Consider the following 16,625-nt stretch of genomic DNA (forward strand, 5'->3'; position numbering starts at 1 on the left):
GGCACCAACGCCGCGTGGACGGCAAGTACACGCCGCACGAATCTCGACCTCAGATCCTCGGCACCAGCCGCACCTGCGGAATGGGCTTGAGCGATCCCACGTCCAGCAGCCTCGGCTGGCCTGACCGCTTCATCGGCGTGTCGGCGCCCAGGTCGCGCAGGCCAGTGAGGAAGCGTGCGGCCTCGTCGCGCATCGCGCTCGATCGCAGGTAACGCGTGTCGGTCTCGAGCAGCGTCAGCCAATCCGCGGGACGCCCCACCGCGGCGGTCAGGCTCACCGTCGCCGGCTGCATCGTGCCCAGGAAGGTGGTGAGACGCGCGCGGCGGTGGTGAGTCCATCCCAGCCCGCCCTCCTCGCCCGCCGGATGGAAGCGCGCGATCAGCCGCTGGGCGGCCATCGTGCCCGCATCGGCCAACGCGGCGATCGTGCCGGCCGGCATCGCGAGGTTGAGCCCCCCTTCCTGCGCGGCCTGGCTGATCTGCACGATGCGATCGCGGAAGCCCGGCGTGGGGAACTGGCTCTCGTCGCGCCAGTTCTGCATCGTCGTGACGATGCTCCACAGGAAGGACGCCAGACCGGCGGCCGGCGCCTTCTCGCGCGCATTCGGCGCGAGCCGCTCCCAGCCATCCACCAGGTCGGGCTCGGGCCAGTAGCGAAGCCGTCCGCCACGATCGTTGCCGGGCAGGTAGATGCGGCCGCCCGCGTTGCTGGCGTCCTCGGACGCGATGGGGTGGTCCGGATGCGGCCGCTTCAGGTTGACCGCAAAGGTCGGGTGACTCGGCAACATCTGGTCGAACAGATGCAGCGGCATGTTGCTGCCGATGCCGCCGTCGGAGAACCAGATCCGTGTCGCTCTCAAGCGCAGCAATCGCCGTTCGTCGTCCGTCTCGACGGCGCGCGCGGCGGCCTGCGTGCGCTGATTGCCGTCGCGCGACCAGTCCACCGCGTACAGCGGCACCGCCGACAACAGCAGCGGGAAGCTCAGGCTCATGCGGATCGCCACGACCACGGGGAGCTCGCCATGCCGCGGCAGCGGACGCAGCAGGCGACCCTGCGCGTTCTCTACCCGCGGGCGCGCGAAGGGCTCGCCGTCCTCACCGCCGTCACCGCCGTCACCGCCGGACTCGGCCAGCGCGCCCATCACCGCCGGCGGGAACAGTCGGGCCCACTCCTCCGGGTCGTAATAGAACGGCGGCGTTCCCGCGCGGAACGGGATGCTGTAGACCATCTGCTGGCTGACGGCGCTCGTCATCACTTCCAGGTGGATGCGCCGCTGCCGCGGGTCCGGTCCCCAGAGTTCCCCGAAGGTCAGCGGCGGACCATCGATGCTCTTGCCGGCCAGCTGGTTGTAGTAGCCATGCAGCCAGTCCGTCAGCGCGCTGGGTCCCGTCGAGCCGGGCGGGGTGAGCCCGCTGCAGAGTCCGTAGCCGTTTGCTCGCAGCCCGCGAAGCAGCCCGCGCGCGAACAGCGCAGCCGCCAGCGCGACACCGGACGCCGCGACCAGCGCCACGCCCACGGCGATGCCGATGACCGAGCTCACCACCGCGAGCGTGGACCCGCCGTCCAACGTCACCCCATCCGCCGCAGCAATCAGCAGCCGCGCGTGCGGCCACAGCAGCAGCGCGCCGACGCCCGCCACGGCCACCATGGCCCAGGCATGCTGGGCCACCATGCCGCCGATCACCGACAGCACGGCCCGTCCCCGAGGCTGGCCCAACGCGCCCATCAGCACGTCGAAGTGACGACGCAGCGCCGGCACCGGCTGGAAGAGCGTGGACAGGCGACTGCGGCTCGGGCCGCGCCCGTCGCGTTGGCCCATTCGGCCGGTCGGGCCGATGGGCACCTCGGCCCCGAGCTCCTCGGGCAGTCGCGCGAGCAGATCGAAGGCACCGACCTGGCCCCGCTGGCGGCCGAGCTCGGCAGCGGCGCTCGCCCCGGCCGCGATCGCGCCCGCGGACGTGCCGCCGATGTTCTTGAACCGGTATCTGCCGGACAAGGCCGCGACCAGCCGCGGATAGATCACGCCGCTGGTCACGCCGCCCTTCATGACGAGGTCGCAAAAATGGACCGCGCCCTCCTGTTGTTCCGTCACTCGCGCCCCTGGAGTTGCAGGCGCATTCTTCTTCAGAACTTCAGCCCCCGGGCGACGCCGGGGTCAATGCGCCCTCGACCCGCCCGTCCCGCAACAGGATTCGGTGATCCCCGAAGCGCGCCACGTCCTCCGGGTCGTGCGTGATCATCAGCATCGGCATGCCGATGCGCGCCAGCAGCGTGTCGAGTTCCGCGCGCATGCGCCCCCGCAACTCCGGATCCAGCGCCGAGAAGGGCTCGTCGAGCAGCAGCGCCCGCGGTTCGTTGACCAGGGCCCGGGCCAGCGCGGTGCGTTGGCGCTGGCCGCCCGACAGCTGATGCGGGCGCTGCTGCGCCACGCGTTCCAGCTCGAAGGCCTGGATCCAGCGATCGACCGCGTCGCTGGCCTCGTGGCGCGAAGGATTGCGCCAGCCCCGCTTGAGCGCGAACGCGATGTTCTGCCGCACCGTGAGCTGAGGGAACAACGCGTAGTCCTGGAACAGGTAGCCCAGCCGTCGATCGCGTGCGGGCACGTCGATGCGCGACGCGCTGTCGAAGACCGGGTGGCCATCGACGTAGATCGTCCCTTCATCCGGCGTGAGCAGCCCCGCGATGGCCTGCAGCGTCAGGCTCTTGCCCGCGCCCGAGGGACCGTAGATCACCGTGCGTCGCGCGTCGGTGGCGAAGGCGACATCCAGTTGGAAATGGCGGCCGGCGGCGTGGACCTGCTTGCGGATGCGGACCTCGAAGCTCATGCGCCCACCCTCGGTCCGGCCAGCCGTCCGGCGGCAAGCAGCACCACGACACAGGTCACCGACACGATGAGCACCAGCAGGTTGGCGGTGTCGTCCTGCCCGGCCTGCACGGCCTCGTAGACGGCCACCGACAGCGTCTGCGTCTTGCCCGGGATGCTGCCCGCCACCATCAGCGTGGCGCCGAATTCACCGAGCGCGCGAGCGAAGGCCAGCAGCACGCCGGCCAGCACGCCGCGCCACGCCATCGGCAAGGTCACGCGGAAGAACAGCGCCCATTCATTGAGCCCGAGCACGCGCGCGGCGCGCTCCAGTTGCGGATCCACACCCTCGAAGGCGGCACGCGCCGACTTCATCACGAGCGGAAACGCGACGATCGTGGCGGCGATGACCGCGCCCTGCCACGTGAAGATCAGATTGATGCCGAAGGTGTCCCACAACCAGCTGCCCAGCCAGCCGCGCTTGCCGATCACGACCAGCAGGTAGTAGCCGAGCACGGTGGGCGGCAGCACCATCGGCAAGGTCAGGATCGCGTCCAGCAGCTCACGACCGGGGAAGCGCCAGCGCGCCAGCGCGAAACCCGCCGCGACGCCCAGCACCAGGTTGAGCGCCGTCGCCCAGCCCGCGACCTTCAACGACAACGCCAGTGCGATCCAGGCTGCTTCCACGGGCGATGCCAGTCCTCAGGAGTGAATCAGGGTTGAATCAGGGTTTCTGGAAGCCGTACTTGGCCAGCACCGCCTGACCCGCGGCCGACGCCACGAAGTCCAGGAACTGCTTGCCGCCTTCCACGTTCGTGCCGCCGTGCGTCACGGCGATCGGATAGGAGATCGGCGTCTCGGTCGGCACGCTGAACAGGACCTTGACCTTGTCCTTGAGCACGAAAGCATCCGTCGCGTAGACGAATCCAGCCTCGGTCTCGCCGCGCGAGACGTAGTCCAGTGCCTGGCGCACGTTCTGCGCGAACACGGCCTTGGGCTCCACCGCCGACCACAGGTTGGCCTTCTCCAGCGCCCCCTTGGCATAACGGCCCGCCGGCACACCCTCCGGCTTGCCGATCGCGATGCGCTTCACCACGGGCTGCTGCAGGTCCGCCAGGCCCTTGAGCACCACCCCGCCCTCGGCCGGCGTGATCACCACCAGCGCATTGCTGACGAAATTGCGGCGCGTGCCGTCGACCAGCAGCTTCTGCTGCTGCGCCTTGTCCATCGTCTCCTGGTCCGCCGAGGCAAACACATCCACCGGCGCGCCCTTGGCGATCTGCGCGAGCAACGCATCAGAGGCCGCGAAGTTGAAGAGCACCTTGGTGCCAGGATGCGCCGCCTCGAAGGCCGGCGCCAGCTCCTTGAACGCATTCGTCAGGCTGGCCGCGGCCGACACCGTCACATCCGCCGCCTGCGCCAGGCCCGCAGCCATCAGCGCGAACGTCAACACCGCCGCGCGGCGGGCAAGCTTCATCGGGATCGCGGGCATGGCGTCTTCCTTCTCGAGGACCAGTCGGAGGTGAAGCGCCGCAATATATCTCAGGATACGACGAGCAGCTTCATCAGCTGCCGGATCTCCGGCTTGCAAGCCTCCTGCGCGGTCGCTTCGATCTCGCGGTACAGCGCGATCAACGATCGGCCCGTGTCCGTCAGGACGCTCCCGCCTCCCTTCGCCCCGCCGGCCGCCGTCGCGACCGCGGGCTCCTTCAACGAGCGATTCAATTCGTCGATCAGCAGCCATGCTCGTCGATACGACATGTCCAGCGACTTCGCCGCTGCCGTGATCGAGCCCGTCTCGTCGAGCGCCTCCAGCAGATCGATCTTTCCCGGTCCGACCGCGATGACGTCGCCGATCGTGACGCGCATGCGCAGCTTCAGCGCGGGCTTCGCGTCGGCGGGCGCCACGGAGGGCGTTGTGGAAGGAGAACGCGGAGAGGACGATGTCGATCGGGCAACCATGGCGCGCATTACACCTCGGCGCTCAATCCGCCAGCCGCCAGCATCCGCGCCCCGCCGCCTTGGCCGCGTACAGCGCATCGTCCGCCCGCCCCAGCAGACCCACCTCGCCCTCCTGCCCGCCGTCATGACAGGCGACGCCGATGCTGGTGGACAGGCGCAGTTCCTGGTTCTGCAAGGTCAGCGGCGCCTGCACCGCGGTCAGCACCTTCTGCGCCACCGCCGTGGCCGCCTCCGTCGAATGCAGGTTCTCCAGGATCAGCACGAACTCGTCGCCCGCCAGCCGGCAGAGCTGATCCGTCTCCCGGATCGCGCCCCGCACGCGATCGGCGAAGACGCGCAGCACCGCGTCCCCGGCCGCATGACCCAAGGCATCGTTAACCTGCTTGAAGTGATCCAGGTCCAGGAACATCAGCGCCAGCAGCCGCCCGCTGCGACGCGCACGCGCCAGCGACTCCGACAGCCTGGACTCGAATTGCCGCCGGTTCGGCAAGCCCGTCAACGGATCGATCCGGCTGAGCTGGTCGAGCTCGCGTTCCACCTGCTTGAACGCGCTGATGTCGGTGGCCAGCGTGTAGACCCCCGCCACGCTGCCGTCGGGCCGCACGTCCGGCACATACTCGGCGAGCATGTCCCGCGCCACGCCGTTGCTCTCCGAGCGCGTCTCGAAACGCTGCCGCACGCCCGCGAGCGCGCCCTTCAGGAACGGCAGCCGCTGCTCGTGCAGCACCGGCCCGATGACCTCCGCCAGCGGTCGGCCCAAGGCCTCCTCCGGCGCCATGCCCATCCACACGCGGAAGGTCGCGTTGAGGAACTGGATGCGCTGCTGCGCGTCGATGTAGGAGATCAGCACCGGCAGGTTGTCCGCGATCGTGCGCAGGCGGCGCTCGCTCGCTTCCTGCTGGAGCATCGCGTCATGCAGCTCGATCGTGCGGGCCTGCACCCGCAGTTCCAGCGACGCGTTGAGCTCCGCCAGCGACCGGTCCTGCTCCGCCTGCCGATGCGCCAGGTCGTTGAGCGCGTGCGACAGCAGCGCCGCCTCGCGATAACCGCCGATCGTGGGCAGCCTGTCCTCGCTCAGATGGCGCCGCTGCGCGATCGCGTTGGAGAGCTCCTGCAGCGGCCGGCTCATGCGCCGCGCCAGCCACCAACTCAGCGGCACCGACAGCGCCAGCAGCAGCACCGCGCTCAGCACGATCTGCCGGCGCAGCTGGTAATAGTCGGTCAGCGCGACGGTCACCGGCTGGCGCACCAGCACGGTCCAGCCCAGGCCGGGATAAGGCCCGTAACCCTGGCTCGGCACGCTGACGGCGAAGTACTCGACGCCGCCCGCCTCGTGGTGGCGCAGGCCCTGGCCGCTCTCCGCGCCCAGCGGCATCTTCTTGCCCTCGAGGTCCGTCGGACCCAGGATCACCACGCCATCCTTGCCCAGCACCAGCGCATCGGCCTGATGCGACGCCATCGTCGCGTCGATCAGCTCGCTCTTGATCTGCCGCGCCCAGCCCCAGCTCAGGTGCGTGCCGAAGACGCCCTGCAGCTGGCCGCGGCTGTCCAGCAGCGGGATCGCGAAGTCCACGAAGCGCCAGGGCTCGTTCTGCCGCGGCAGCAGCTTCTCCAGCAGGAGCGCGGCGTGGACGTCGCCCACGAAGGGCTGACCGGTTCTGGCGCCCTGCCACCAGGGCCGCTTGGAGACATCCACCCCGTCCAGCAGGCCGCCCGCCGCGGCCAGCACCTTGCCCTGGCTGTCGGTCACGCCCAGCCACGCAAAGTGATCGAAGCCGACCTGCACCTGGTCCAGCGCGCGGCGCATCGCATCCGGGTCGTCGAATCGACGGAAGAGCTCGAGCTGCGCCAGCACCCGCACTTCCTTGAATTGCTGCGCCATGCCCCGGTCCAGCGCGTCGCGGAAGTCCACGGCGACCTGGCGCAGCGACTCGACCGCGCGGCGCTCCGCATGGGCCCGGGCGAAGTTCTCGATCAGCAGCGCCGAGATCAGCAGCGCCACGGCAACGGCCGCCAGCACCATCGCCGCCAACCAGCGCCCCAGCGAGGCGCGTGAGCCCCGCGGCGGGACGAAGCCCTCGTCGGCGGCGGACGCACCGCCCGGATTCGGGGCGGCAGGGGTCGGGGGCAAGGCATGGGAACTCGGCATCGCGAGAGTTTCATCGAGACGCCCCGCCGTACGCAACACGGGATAGTGCCACTGCACCAGCCCCGGGCAATGACCGACGCTCCAGCAGCACCGCCCCGGGGCGGTCTGTACAGACGCACCAAAACCGGTCAGGCTGACCGCCTGGCCGGCCGTCCAGCGCCGCCACGCTGGGCACGCGCCTTGCAATCTGCGCCCGCTGACCGCCGCCCGGAGGCGGTCCGTCCCTGGAGACCCCATGCATGCGCTGACCCTGCCGGCCGCCGGCCATTACGACGAGATGCTGCTGCAAAGCGGCGCCATCCGGCCCAGCTACCAGGCCTTCGCCGACTGGCTGCACGCGCAGACGCCCGACGCGCTCGCCAAGAAGCGGGCCGAGGCCGATCTGCTCTTCCACAAGGTCGGCATCACCTTCGCCGTCTACGGCGACGAGGCCGGCGCGGAGCGCCTGATCCCCTTCGACACCGTCCCGCGCATCGTGCCCGCCGATGACTGGCGGATGCTGGAACGCGGCCTGCGCCAGCGCGTCACCGCGCTCAACCGCTTCCTGTGGGACATCTATCACGACCATGAGATCGTGAAGGCGGGCCTCATCCCGGCCGAGCAGGTCTTCGCCAATGCCCAGTACCAGCCCGCGATGCAGGGGCTGGACCTGCCGCTGGGCATCTACGCGCACATCACCGGCGTGGACCTGATCCGGCATTCAGACGGCGGGTATTACGTGCTCGAGGACAACCTGCGGGTGCCCTCCGGCGTCAGCTACATGCTGGAGAACCGCAAGATGATGATGCGGCTCTTCCCGGAGCTCTTCGCGAAGTACTCGATCGCGCCCGTGGCCCATTACCCCGCGCTGCTGCTGGGCACGCTGCGCCAGGCCAGCCCCGCCGAGAACCCGACCGTCGTCGTGCTGACGCCCGGCCCCTTCAACTCGGCCTACTTCGAGCACGCCTTCCTCGCGCAGCAGATGGGCGTGGAGCTGGTCGAGGGCCAGGACCTCTTCGTCAAGGACGGCTTCGTCTTCATGCGCACCACCGTCGGTCCCAAGCGCGTGGACGTGATCTACCGGCGCATCGACGACGCGTTCCTCGATCCGCTCGCGTTCCGCGCCGACTCGATGCTCGGCGTGCCGGGGCTGCTGTCGGTCTACAAGCAGGGGCACGTGGTGCTGGCCAACGCGATCGGCACCGGCGTGGCGGACGACAAGTCCATCTATCCGTACGTGCCGGACATGATCCGCTTCTACCTGGGCGAGGAACCCATCCTGCACAACGTCCCGACCTGGCAATGCCGCAAGCCGCAGGACCTCGATCACGTGCTCGCCAACATGGCGGAGCTGGTGGTGAAGGAAGTCCACGGCGCGGGCGGCTACGGCATGCTGGTCGGCCCGGCCTCGACCGCGGCGGAGGTCGCGGACTTCAAGGAGCGCGTGAAGGCCAACCCGTCCAACTACATCGCGCAGCCGACGCTGTGCCTGTCGAGCTGCCCGACCTTCGTCGAGCGCGGCATCGCGCCCCGCCATATCGACCTGCGACCCTTCGTGCTGTCGGGCCGCGAGGTCAACATGGTCGCCGGCGGCCTGACGCGGGTGGCGCTGAAGGCGGGCTCGCTGGTCGTCAACTCGTCGCAGGGCGGCGGGACCAAAGACACCTGGATCCTGGAGAACTGATCATGCTCAGCCGTACCGCCGCACAGCTCTACTGGATGAGCCGCTACCTGGAGCGCGCCGAGAACCTCGTGCGCATGCTCGACGTGACCCACTCGCTGTCGCTGCTGCCGCAATCGCGCGGCGCCGCCACGGAGCTCGCCGCGCCGCTGGCCGTCACCGGCACGCTGGAGGCCTATCAGGCACGCCATCCGCGCCTGAGCGCCGAGCAGCTCTTCCGCTTCATGGGCATCGACCTGGACAACCCGGCCTCGGTGCTGTCGTGCATCCGGCAGGCGCGCGAGAACGCGCACGCCGTGCGCGGCCAGATCACAGCCGAGATGTGGGAAGCGATCAACACGAGCTGGCTCGAGGCGCGCGAGCTCGCGCGCAAGGGCGTGGCCGAGCCCTCATCCTTCTTCGACTGGGTGAAGGAACGCTCGCACCTCTTCCGCGGCGCGACCTACGGCACGCTGCAGCGCAACGACGCCTACTGCTTCATCCGGTTGGGGACCTTCGTCGAGCGCGCGGACAACACGGCCCGGCTGCTCGACGTGAAATCGCAGCTGATCGCGCCGGCGGTGGACACGCTCGCGCCCGTCGACGCGCCCAGCGAGAGCGCGCCCGATTTTTACGCCTGGAACGCGCTGCTGCGCTCGCTGTCGGCCTTCGAGGCCTACCATGCGGCGTATCGCGACAGCCTCAACGGCCGCCGCGTGACGGAGCTCCTGATCCTGCGACCCGACGTGCCGCGCTCGCTGCGCGCGTGCTGCGACGAGATCCGCTCGATCCTGCCGCAGATCGAGGCCCGCGGCGGCGCCGAGGACGCGGGCCGCTGCGTCAAGCAGAGCGCCGGCCAGCTCGCGCTGCGCCTGGAATACGGCGCCGTGGACGAGATCCTCGAGCAGGGCCTGCATCCGTGGCTGACCGGGTTCCTGGAGGATTCGGCACGGCTGAGCCTGGACATCCAGCGCGCGTATTTCGAGGCGCAATGACAGCGGCGCCGGAGACAAGGCCATGCACCTCCATATCTCGCACGAGACGGTCTACGACTACGACGCGCCGGTGGCGCGCAGCACGCAGTACCTGCGCCTGACGCCGCGCGCGGGCCGCGGGCTGCGCGTGCTGCACTGGAACCTGGAGCTGCCGGCCCCGGCCAGCGCATGCAAGGACGCCTTCGGCAACACCATGCATGTGCTGAGCCTGGATGGCCCGCGTCGCGACATCGTGCTGCGCGCCGTCGGTGAGGTCGCCACCGACGACGCGCCGCCGGCGCCCGATCCCGAGGACGAGCTGCCCGCGCCGCTGTTCCTGCGCGACAGCCCGCTCACGCGCGCGGACGAGCGTCTGCGCGAGTTCGCGGCGGGATTCGCGCAGGCGGCCCAGGCCGACGCGCATGGCGCGCTGCTGGCGCTGATGTCGGCCATCGGCGAGCGCATGCCCTACGTGCGCGGCTACACCGATGCGGCCACGCCCGCGGCGCAGGCTTTCGAGACCGGCCACGGCGTGTGCCAGGACCACGCACAGGTCTTCGTGTGCTGCGCGCGGCTGCTCGGGCTGCCGGCGCGTTACGTGTCGGGCTATCTCGCGACGGACTTCGAGCACGTCGCCAGCCACGCGTGGGCGGAGGTGCGGCTGCCCGACATGCCGGCTTCAGAAGCGACCTCGTCACCGGACAGCCGTGATGCATCGCACGGATTGCAGGGCTCGCACGGCATGCACGGCGGATGGCTCGGTTACGACATCAGCAACCAGTGCCTGGCCGATGGCCGCTACGTGAAGCTGGCGATCGGCGCGGACTACCTGGATGCCTGTCCGGTGCGCGGCGTGCGGACCGGCGGCGGCATGGAGACGATGCGGGCCGAGGTGCTCGTGAAACCCGGCACGGCCGATCAACAATGAGCGCGCACCACGACGGCGCGTGGACAGCTTGATGCGCTAACCTTCCGTCCATGACTTACTGTGTTGCCATGCGGCTGCGCGCCGGCCTGCTGTTCGCGTCGGATTCGCGCACGAACGCGGGTGTGGATCACATCGCCACCTTCCGCAAGATGAATCTGTTCGAGCAGCCGGGCGAGCGCCTGATCACGCTGCTCAATGCGGGCAACCTGGCGACGACGCAGAGCGTGGTGAGCCTGCTGCGTCAGCGCTCGGCGGGCGTGGGACAGCACCTGATGAGCCTGACGTCGATGTACGACGTGGCCGAGCTGGTGGGCAAGACGCTCAAGGAAGTGGTCGCGCGAGACAGCGACGGACCGGGACAGCTGAACCAGGGCGTGGATTTCGGCGCGAACTTCATCGTCGGCGGGCAGATCCGCGGCGAGGCGCCCCGGATCTTCCACGTCTATCCGCAGGGCAACTTCATCGAGGCCACCGAGGACACGCCCTACCTGCAGATCGGCGAGTCCAAGTACGGCAAGCCGATCATCGACCGCGTGATCGATTTCGACAGCTCGCTGGCCGAGGCCACCAAGTGCGCGCTGATCTCGTTCGACTCGACGATCCGCAGCAACCTGTCGGTGGGGCTGCCGATCGACGTGCTGCTGTACAAGACCGACAGCTTCGCGCCGGCCGAGCCGCACCGCGTGACCAAGGACGATCCCTACTTCGTGAAGGTCAGCCAGGGCTGGGGCGGCGGCTTGAAGCGCGTCTTCGAGCAGCTGCCGGACGACGACTGGTTCGCGTGAGCGAGCCGCGATCGGCATCTTGTCCGGCACCTTGTCCGGCACCTCGTCCGGTGCCGCTTCCGGTGCCGCTTCCGGTGCCGCTGCCGCTCAGGGCTTGACCGTGCCGTTCTTGCGGCCGCGGATGTATTCGATCTCGGCGAGCGCGCCGCGATGACCGGGCGCGGACTGCAGCGACTTCACATAGGCCGCCTCGGCCTCGTCGAGCCGGCCGAGTTCCACGAGCGCGTAACCCTGGCTGCGCAGCGCGGTGGCGACCCAGGTGGCCTGCGATCCTTCGGGCATCAGGCTGGCGTTGTCCTCGGCGAGCTTGAACAGCGGCAGCGCCTTGGCGGGCTCGCGGAGGCGTGACAGCAGGTTGCCATACTCGATGAGGAACTGCGCGTTGTAGGGCGCCATGCGCAGCAGCCGCTCGAGCGTGTCTCGGGCCTCGGGGATGCGGCGCAGCTCGACGAGCGCGTAGGCGCGCCCGTACATGGCCTGGCAAAGCACGGACGACAGCACCACCGCGTCGCGTTTGCTCTGCGGGTTGGCGGCGGCCTTGAGCAGGTAGGTCAGGGTTTCGGCCTGGGACAGGGCGCAGTAGTAATCGGTATCCGGCTTGCGGGGTTCGGCCTCGATCTCGCTGACGAGGTCGGCGAACTGGCGCTCGGCGTCAACGAAGCGCCGCGAGCTGATGGACAGATAACCGGCGTCAAGCCGGATCCGCTGCGCGGCTTCGCGCTGCTTGCGGGCCTCGATCTCGGCAGGTGAGGCGGTCTCGGCCGGGGCCGAGGCGGCGCGGGCGGTCGAGTCCTTCGCGGGGGATCCAGCATCCTGCGCGAGGGCGATGCCCGCCGAGAGTAGCGCGACGCCTCCGATCGATGTCGCGGCCAGGCGTCGAAGTCGAGTCCTCATGGTGCCCTCCCAGGCGATGTCTTGTCCGGCGGATGCTAGCCGAGCGAGCACCGGCAAGCCCTTGGGACATGCCCACGGCCAGCGCGCCGCGCAGCGCTCTCAGCTCGGCTTGACCGCGCGTTGCGGCTCGCAGCGGATCGCGAAATCGACGTGGTAATGCTCGTCATGTCGCACCCAGGGCGTCGTGCGCATGAAGCGGATGTGCTGCTCGATCCAGGGGCCTCGCTTCGTCGCGAAGAGTCGGGGCAGGTAGGCGCGATCAAAGATGACCTGCGTGATGCCGGTGCCCGCCGCCTTCGACGCCGCATCGAGTTGGTAGAGGTGCTCGCCGATGGCCTCGAAGTCGATGCGGTACTCGCCATGCCGCGCGTTGGCATCGAAGTCGATGTCGTAGCCGAAGCGCTGCGTGATCGGTGTGGGCAACGGCACCGAGCGGTCCTTGGGATCCCGCACCGGGACGAAGAAGTCCACCGACGTGCCGTTCTGATGGGTGCGATGGGGCTTGAATCGGCCGCCCTCCGACAGGCCGGTCTCGCCATAGACGAAGACCGTGCCGGGCAGCGAGGTCTCCATCGCCCGGTAGCTGTCGACGACGATGCGCGCCACCGTCGAGTGCACATGCGTGCGGCCGATGCCGGCGGCCATCGTGCTGTACGCGGAGAAGTTGGGGCCGCTCATCGGCAGACGCACGCTGTCGGTGATGCTGCCTCGGGCGACGGTGCCGAAGCAGCGACTCTCGGCCGCCCAGCCGGTCGCCGGAAAGACCGCGGCAGCGGCAACGGCAGCGGCAAAGGCAGCGGGCACGATGCCCATCGACATCCGCAGGCCCGCACCCTCCAGCGCCGACGACTGACGATCCAGTCGCAGATCCAGATCCAACGGCATCAGGCGCTGCCCTTGCAATCGCAGACATCGCTGCCGTTGTCGAAGACGACACGCCAACGGCCATCGGCATCTCGGCGCCAGGTCGACGCGAAGCGCGCGACGAGCTTGCCCTTCACATGCACGGGCCCGGTCGAATAAGCGAGCTGGCCGTCGGGCAGCGCCACGACCAGGTCAGGCGTCCAGGAGAACGGGGCCTCGGCGCCCTCGAAGAATCGCTTCCACTCGGCGAGCACCGCGGCGCGGCCGCGCATCGGCTTGTTGCCGTTGATGAAGACCGCGTCCTCCGCGACGAACTCCGCGAAGGCCTTGAAGTCGCGCTTGGCCATGGTGGCGGCGAAGGCGATTTCGGCCTCACGAACCGCGGACGCCGCGTCTGCGGGCACGGGTCTGGTGGCGGTCGATGCGGCCATTGAAGACCCCACCCACGCGCCAGCAGTCAGCGCGAGAGCGGATCGAAGCGTCGAGCGGCGGTTGGGCATGTGCTCCCCTTTTCAGATGGACCGGAGTCTATCCATGCGCGCTCTGCCGACACGGAGCCAGCTGGCGAGCGGACAGGTTGTTGTCGAAGAGCACTTTCACGCCGCGACCTTGCGCTCGAAATGCACGGCGGCCAGCACCTCTTGCGGGGTCGATCGCCACAACCTGGAAACGAAGTCGAGATCGCCCTTCTCGGCGACAAATGAGTCGTAGATGGTGTCGGTGGGAACGCCGGTCCGACGGATGATCGACTGCCCGAACTGCCGATTGGGGTCGACCACGATCAGCCGCTTCTTCGGCACCGGGAACCATCGCAACGAATCGCCATTCGCATCGAACTCGACATCGTCGAAGAGCGACGGCCGGATCACGCTGCCGAAGACGAACTGGCGGCCCCGCACATCCAGCAGCTTGCCGCGCTGGCCCGAGCCCTCGATCGCATCCATGAAGATGCGCTTCCCATCGCTGAGAAAGCGCTTCGACTGCAACGGATAGCGGCCGAGCGTCTCCGTCGCGATCGCGATCGCGATCGTCGCCCGCACCGTTTGCAATGGCACACCCTGCTTGATGAAGCGCGTCACCACGCGCAACTCCATCAGGTCCTTGAATCCCAGCACGTGGTCGTCACCGATCTCCTCATCGTCCCAGTACTGCAGCAGCCAGAGCGGCGCGGACGTCGTCGTTCCATTCCTGGTCTTGCGCGAATAGCCCTTCAGCCAGCGGCGCGCGCTGCGCAGGTCCGCGCCCACCAGTTGGGCGGCGCGACCAATGCTGTAAAGACCGGTACCGATGAGGGAATGACGTTGGCTCATGACGAAGCAGTTTAGGAACGCTTCGCCCGCTCGCCGAAGAGCCGCGGCGGGGATGTTGCCGCGACCACACGCCCCTTTCGGGCGCCCCCTTCAGCAGGAGATCAATCGTCCAGCGACTTCAGGAACTGCTTCAGTTCCGGCGTCCGCGGCGACCCGAACAGATCCGCCGGCGGGCCGATCTCGTGCACGCGTCCCTGATGCATGAAGATCACCCTGTCCGCCACCTTGCGCGCGAAGTTCATCTCGTGCGTGACCATCAGCAGCGTCATGCCCTCTTCCGCCAGCGACTCCACCACCCGCAGCACCTCACCCACCAGCTCGGGATCCAGCGCCGACGTGATCTCGTCGCACAACAGCACCTGCGGCTCCATCGCCAGCGCCCGCGCGATCGCCACGCGCTGCTGTTGACCGCCCGACAGCTGATCGGGCATCGCATCAAACTTCTCCGCCAGCCCAACGCGCGCCAGCAGCGCCCGCGCCTGCTCCGCGGCCTCCCGGTCCGAGCGCCGCTTCACCAGCGTCGGCGCCAGCATCACGTTGCGGCCCACGCTCAAGTGCGGGAACAGGTTGAAGCTCTGGAAGATCATGCCGACCTGCTGCCGAAGCGCGCGCATCGCCATCGCGCTGTCGTGCAGCAGTGGCTTGTCGGCCACGCGCAGCGATCCCTCCTGGAATCGCTCCAGCCCGTTGATGCATCGCAGCAGCGTGCTCTTGCCCGAGCCGCTCTTGCCGATCAGCGCGATCACCTCGCCGCGCATCACGTCCAGGTCGATGCCCTTGAGCACCTCGTTCGTCCCATAGGACTTGCGCAGCGCGGTGATGCGCACGATCGGCACACCGGGCGCGGCCACGGTGCGGGCCGTCGGTGCATCGACGGCGACAGGCTCAGGCAGCACGGCCATGCTGTTTCCTTTCCAGATGTTGGGCGGCCAGGCTCACGGGGAAGCACAGCGCGAAATAGAACAGGGCCACGCAGCCGAAGACCAGGAAAGGCTTGAAGCTCGCGTTGGCGATCATGCCGCCCGCCTTGGTCAGCTCCACGAAGCCGATCACCGAGGCCAGCGCGGTGCCCTTGATCACCTGGACCAGGAAACCCACCGTCGGCGCGATCGCCAGGCGCGCGGCCTGCGGCAGGATCACGTGCCGCAGCTGCTCGCCGAAACTCATCGCCAGGCTGCGCGCGGCCTCCCACTGCCCACGCGGCACCGCCTCGACGCAGCCCCGCCAGATCTCCACCAAATAGGCGCTCGTGTAGAGCGTCAGCGCCAGCGACGCCGCCGTCCAGGCCGACACCTCGATGCCCAGCAGCGCCAGGCCGAAGTACGCGAGGAAGAGCTGCATCAGCAGCGGCGTGCCCTGGAACAGCGCGATGTAGGCGCCGATCAGGCGCTGCGTCTTGCGGCCCAGCCCCAACCGCAGGCACAGCAGCAGGCCGCCGACCAACCCGCCGCCGACGAAGGCGATCAGCGACAGCGCGACCGTCCAGCGGGCCGCCAGCCCGAGATTGCGCACGATGTCCCAGAGGGTGAACTCAATCATGCGAGGCTCCCGCGCCGGCACCGGCACTGGTCATGCGGCGCCACAGCGGTGGACGCACCGGCAGGCTCGCGCCGCCGAAGAACCAGCGCGGGCCGGCCCACAGCAACGCGCGTCGCGCCAGCATCGACAGCGCGAGGTAGATCAGCGTCGCGATGATGAAGGCCTCGAAGGCGCGGAAGTTGCGGCTCTGGATCAGGTTGGCGGCGTAGCTGAGCTCCTCGGTGGAGATCTGCCCGCACACCGCCGAGCCCAGCATCACGATCACGATCTGGCTGGTCATCGCGGGCCACACGCGCTTGAAGGCCGGCGGCAGGATCACGCGGGTGAAGACCTGCGTCGGCCCGAGCGCCAGGCTCTGCGCCGCTTCCCACTGGCCCTTGGGCGCGGCCTGGATGCCGGCGCGCAGGATCTCGGTGCCGTAGGCGCCCAGGTTCAGCGTCATCGCGATCAGCGAGGCGGCCTCGGGCGACAGCTTCACGCCCAGCGACGGCAGGCCGAAGAACACGAAGAACAGCTGCACGATGAACGGCGTGTTGCGCAGCAGCTCGACGTACGCGCCGACCAGCCGGCGCAACCACGCCGGACCGCAGGCACGCGACCACGCCCCCAGCGTAGCGATGCCCAGCCCGATGGGCACGGCCACCAGCGTCAGGCCCACCGTCCAGGCCACACCGCGCAACAGCAGCGGCCATTCGGCGAGGACGGCTCCGAAGTCGAAGTCGATCATGGGCGGCTCCAGGAGCGCGGCAGGGTCGGCAAGGGCCGGGATGGCCGGGAT

At 69.0% G+C, this 16,625-nt stretch carries 17 protein-coding genes; 4 read left to right on the forward strand and 13 right to left on the reverse strand.

The window, feature by feature from the left end; all coding sequences use genetic code 11:
• Positions 1 to 49 precede the first annotated feature (49 nt).
• From ACNI65_RS22825 to ACNI65_RS22850, 6 genes are all read right to left on the reverse strand, one after another.
• Entirely contained in the window at positions 50 to 2,092 is a 2,043-nt protein-coding gene (locus ACNI65_RS22825) for a hypothetical protein (protein ID WP_416759619.1), read from the reverse strand.
• A 40-nt stretch (positions 2,093 to 2,132) separates the two neighbouring features.
• On the reverse strand, positions 2,133 to 2,825 hold the full coding sequence (locus ACNI65_RS22830; RefSeq protein WP_416759621.1) for a sulfate/molybdate ABC transporter ATP-binding protein: 693 nt from the start codon (positions 2,823 to 2,825) through the stop codon (positions 2,133 to 2,135).
• Positions 2,822 to 3,490 (reverse strand): molybdate ABC transporter permease subunit, encoded by a 669-nt coding sequence (gene modB, locus ACNI65_RS22835; RefSeq protein ID WP_416759623.1) that lies wholly within the window; start codon positions 3,488 to 3,490, stop codon positions 2,822 to 2,824. The genes ACNI65_RS22830 and modB overlap by 4 nt, the downstream gene beginning before the upstream one ends.
• Before the next feature lie 37 nt (positions 3,491 to 3,527).
• Entirely contained in the window at positions 3,528 to 4,295 is a 768-nt protein-coding gene (gene modA, locus ACNI65_RS22840) for a molybdate ABC transporter substrate-binding protein (RefSeq protein ID WP_416759625.1), read from the reverse strand.
• 50 nt (positions 4,296 to 4,345) lie between these two features.
• Positions 4,346 to 4,711, reverse strand: a complete 366-nt coding sequence (locus ACNI65_RS22845) for a winged helix-turn-helix domain-containing protein (protein ID WP_416759627.1) — start codon at positions 4,709 to 4,711, stop codon at positions 4,346 to 4,348.
• A 76-nt stretch (positions 4,712 to 4,787) separates the two neighbouring features.
• Entirely contained in the window at positions 4,788 to 6,914 is a 2,127-nt protein-coding gene (locus ACNI65_RS22850) for a diguanylate cyclase domain-containing protein (protein WP_416759629.1), read from the reverse strand.
• Positions 6,915 to 7,149: 235 nt separating this feature from the next.
• Here ACNI65_RS22850 and ACNI65_RS22855 point away from each other — a divergent pair, with 235 nt between their 5' ends.
• The 4 genes from ACNI65_RS22855 to ACNI65_RS22870 are packed head-to-tail and all read left to right on the forward strand — an operon-like array spanning position 7,150 to position 11,240.
• The gene (locus ACNI65_RS22855; protein WP_416759631.1) at positions 7,150 to 8,577 is read left to right on the forward strand and encodes a circularly permuted type 2 ATP-grasp protein; all 1,428 of its coding nucleotides are present in this window, start codon (positions 7,150 to 7,152) and stop codon (positions 8,575 to 8,577) included.
• Between the two features lie 2 nt (positions 8,578 to 8,579).
• Positions 8,580 to 9,548, forward strand: a complete 969-nt coding sequence (locus ACNI65_RS22860) for an alpha-E domain-containing protein (RefSeq protein WP_416759632.1) — start codon at positions 8,580 to 8,582, stop codon at positions 9,546 to 9,548.
• Between the two features lie 22 nt (positions 9,549 to 9,570).
• Complete coding sequence (locus tag ACNI65_RS22865; protein ID WP_416759634.1) at positions 9,571 to 10,455, forward strand: transglutaminase family protein; 885 nt, start codon at positions 9,571 to 9,573, stop codon at positions 10,453 to 10,455.
• Positions 10,456 to 10,505: 50 nt separating this feature from the next.
• A complete protein-coding gene (locus ACNI65_RS22870; protein ID WP_416759636.1) occupies positions 10,506 to 11,240 on the forward strand; it encodes a peptidase in 735 nt (244 codons plus the stop codon).
• 87 nt (positions 11,241 to 11,327) lie between these two features.
• Here ACNI65_RS22870 and ACNI65_RS22875 read toward each other — a convergent pair whose 3' ends face one another.
• The 7 genes from ACNI65_RS22875 to ACNI65_RS22905 all read right to left on the reverse strand — a co-directional run bounded on the left by ACNI65_RS22875 (position 11,328) and on the right by ACNI65_RS22905 (position 16,574).
• The gene (locus tag ACNI65_RS22875) at positions 11,328 to 12,134 is read right to left on the reverse strand and encodes a tetratricopeptide repeat protein (protein ID WP_416759638.1); all 807 of its coding nucleotides are present in this window, start codon (positions 12,132 to 12,134) and stop codon (positions 11,328 to 11,330) included.
• 99 nt (positions 12,135 to 12,233) lie between these two features.
• A complete protein-coding gene (locus tag ACNI65_RS22880; protein ID WP_416759640.1) occupies positions 12,234 to 13,019 on the reverse strand; it encodes a penicillin-insensitive murein endopeptidase in 786 nt (261 codons plus the stop codon).
• Positions 13,019 to 13,498, reverse strand: coding sequence for a YybH family protein (locus tag ACNI65_RS22885; protein ID WP_416759642.1), 480 nt, complete (start codon positions 13,496 to 13,498; stop codon positions 13,019 to 13,021). Before ACNI65_RS22885 ends, ACNI65_RS22880 begins: the two co-directional genes overlap by 1 nt.
• 96 nt (positions 13,499 to 13,594) lie before the next feature.
• Entirely contained in the window at positions 13,595 to 14,308 is a 714-nt protein-coding gene (locus ACNI65_RS22890; RefSeq protein WP_416759644.1) for a DUF433 domain-containing protein, read from the reverse strand.
• A gap of 101 nt (positions 14,309 to 14,409) precedes the next feature.
• On the reverse strand, positions 14,410 to 15,210 hold the full coding sequence (locus ACNI65_RS22895; RefSeq protein WP_416759646.1) for an amino acid ABC transporter ATP-binding protein: 801 nt from the start codon (positions 15,208 to 15,210) through the stop codon (positions 14,410 to 14,412).
• A complete protein-coding gene (locus ACNI65_RS22900; protein WP_416759648.1) occupies positions 15,194 to 15,847 on the reverse strand; it encodes an amino acid ABC transporter permease in 654 nt (217 codons plus the stop codon). Before ACNI65_RS22900 ends, ACNI65_RS22895 begins: the two co-directional genes overlap by 17 nt.
• Complete coding sequence (locus ACNI65_RS22905) at positions 15,840 to 16,574, reverse strand: amino acid ABC transporter permease (RefSeq protein ID WP_416759650.1); 735 nt, start codon at positions 16,572 to 16,574, stop codon at positions 15,840 to 15,842. The genes ACNI65_RS22900 and ACNI65_RS22905 overlap by 8 nt, the downstream gene beginning before the upstream one ends.
• Between the last annotated feature and the right edge of the window lie 51 nt (positions 16,575 to 16,625).

It is taken from the genome of Roseateles sp. So40a, assembly GCF_048081605.1.
Lineage (GTDB): Bacteria > Pseudomonadota > Gammaproteobacteria > Burkholderiales > Burkholderiaceae_C > Roseateles.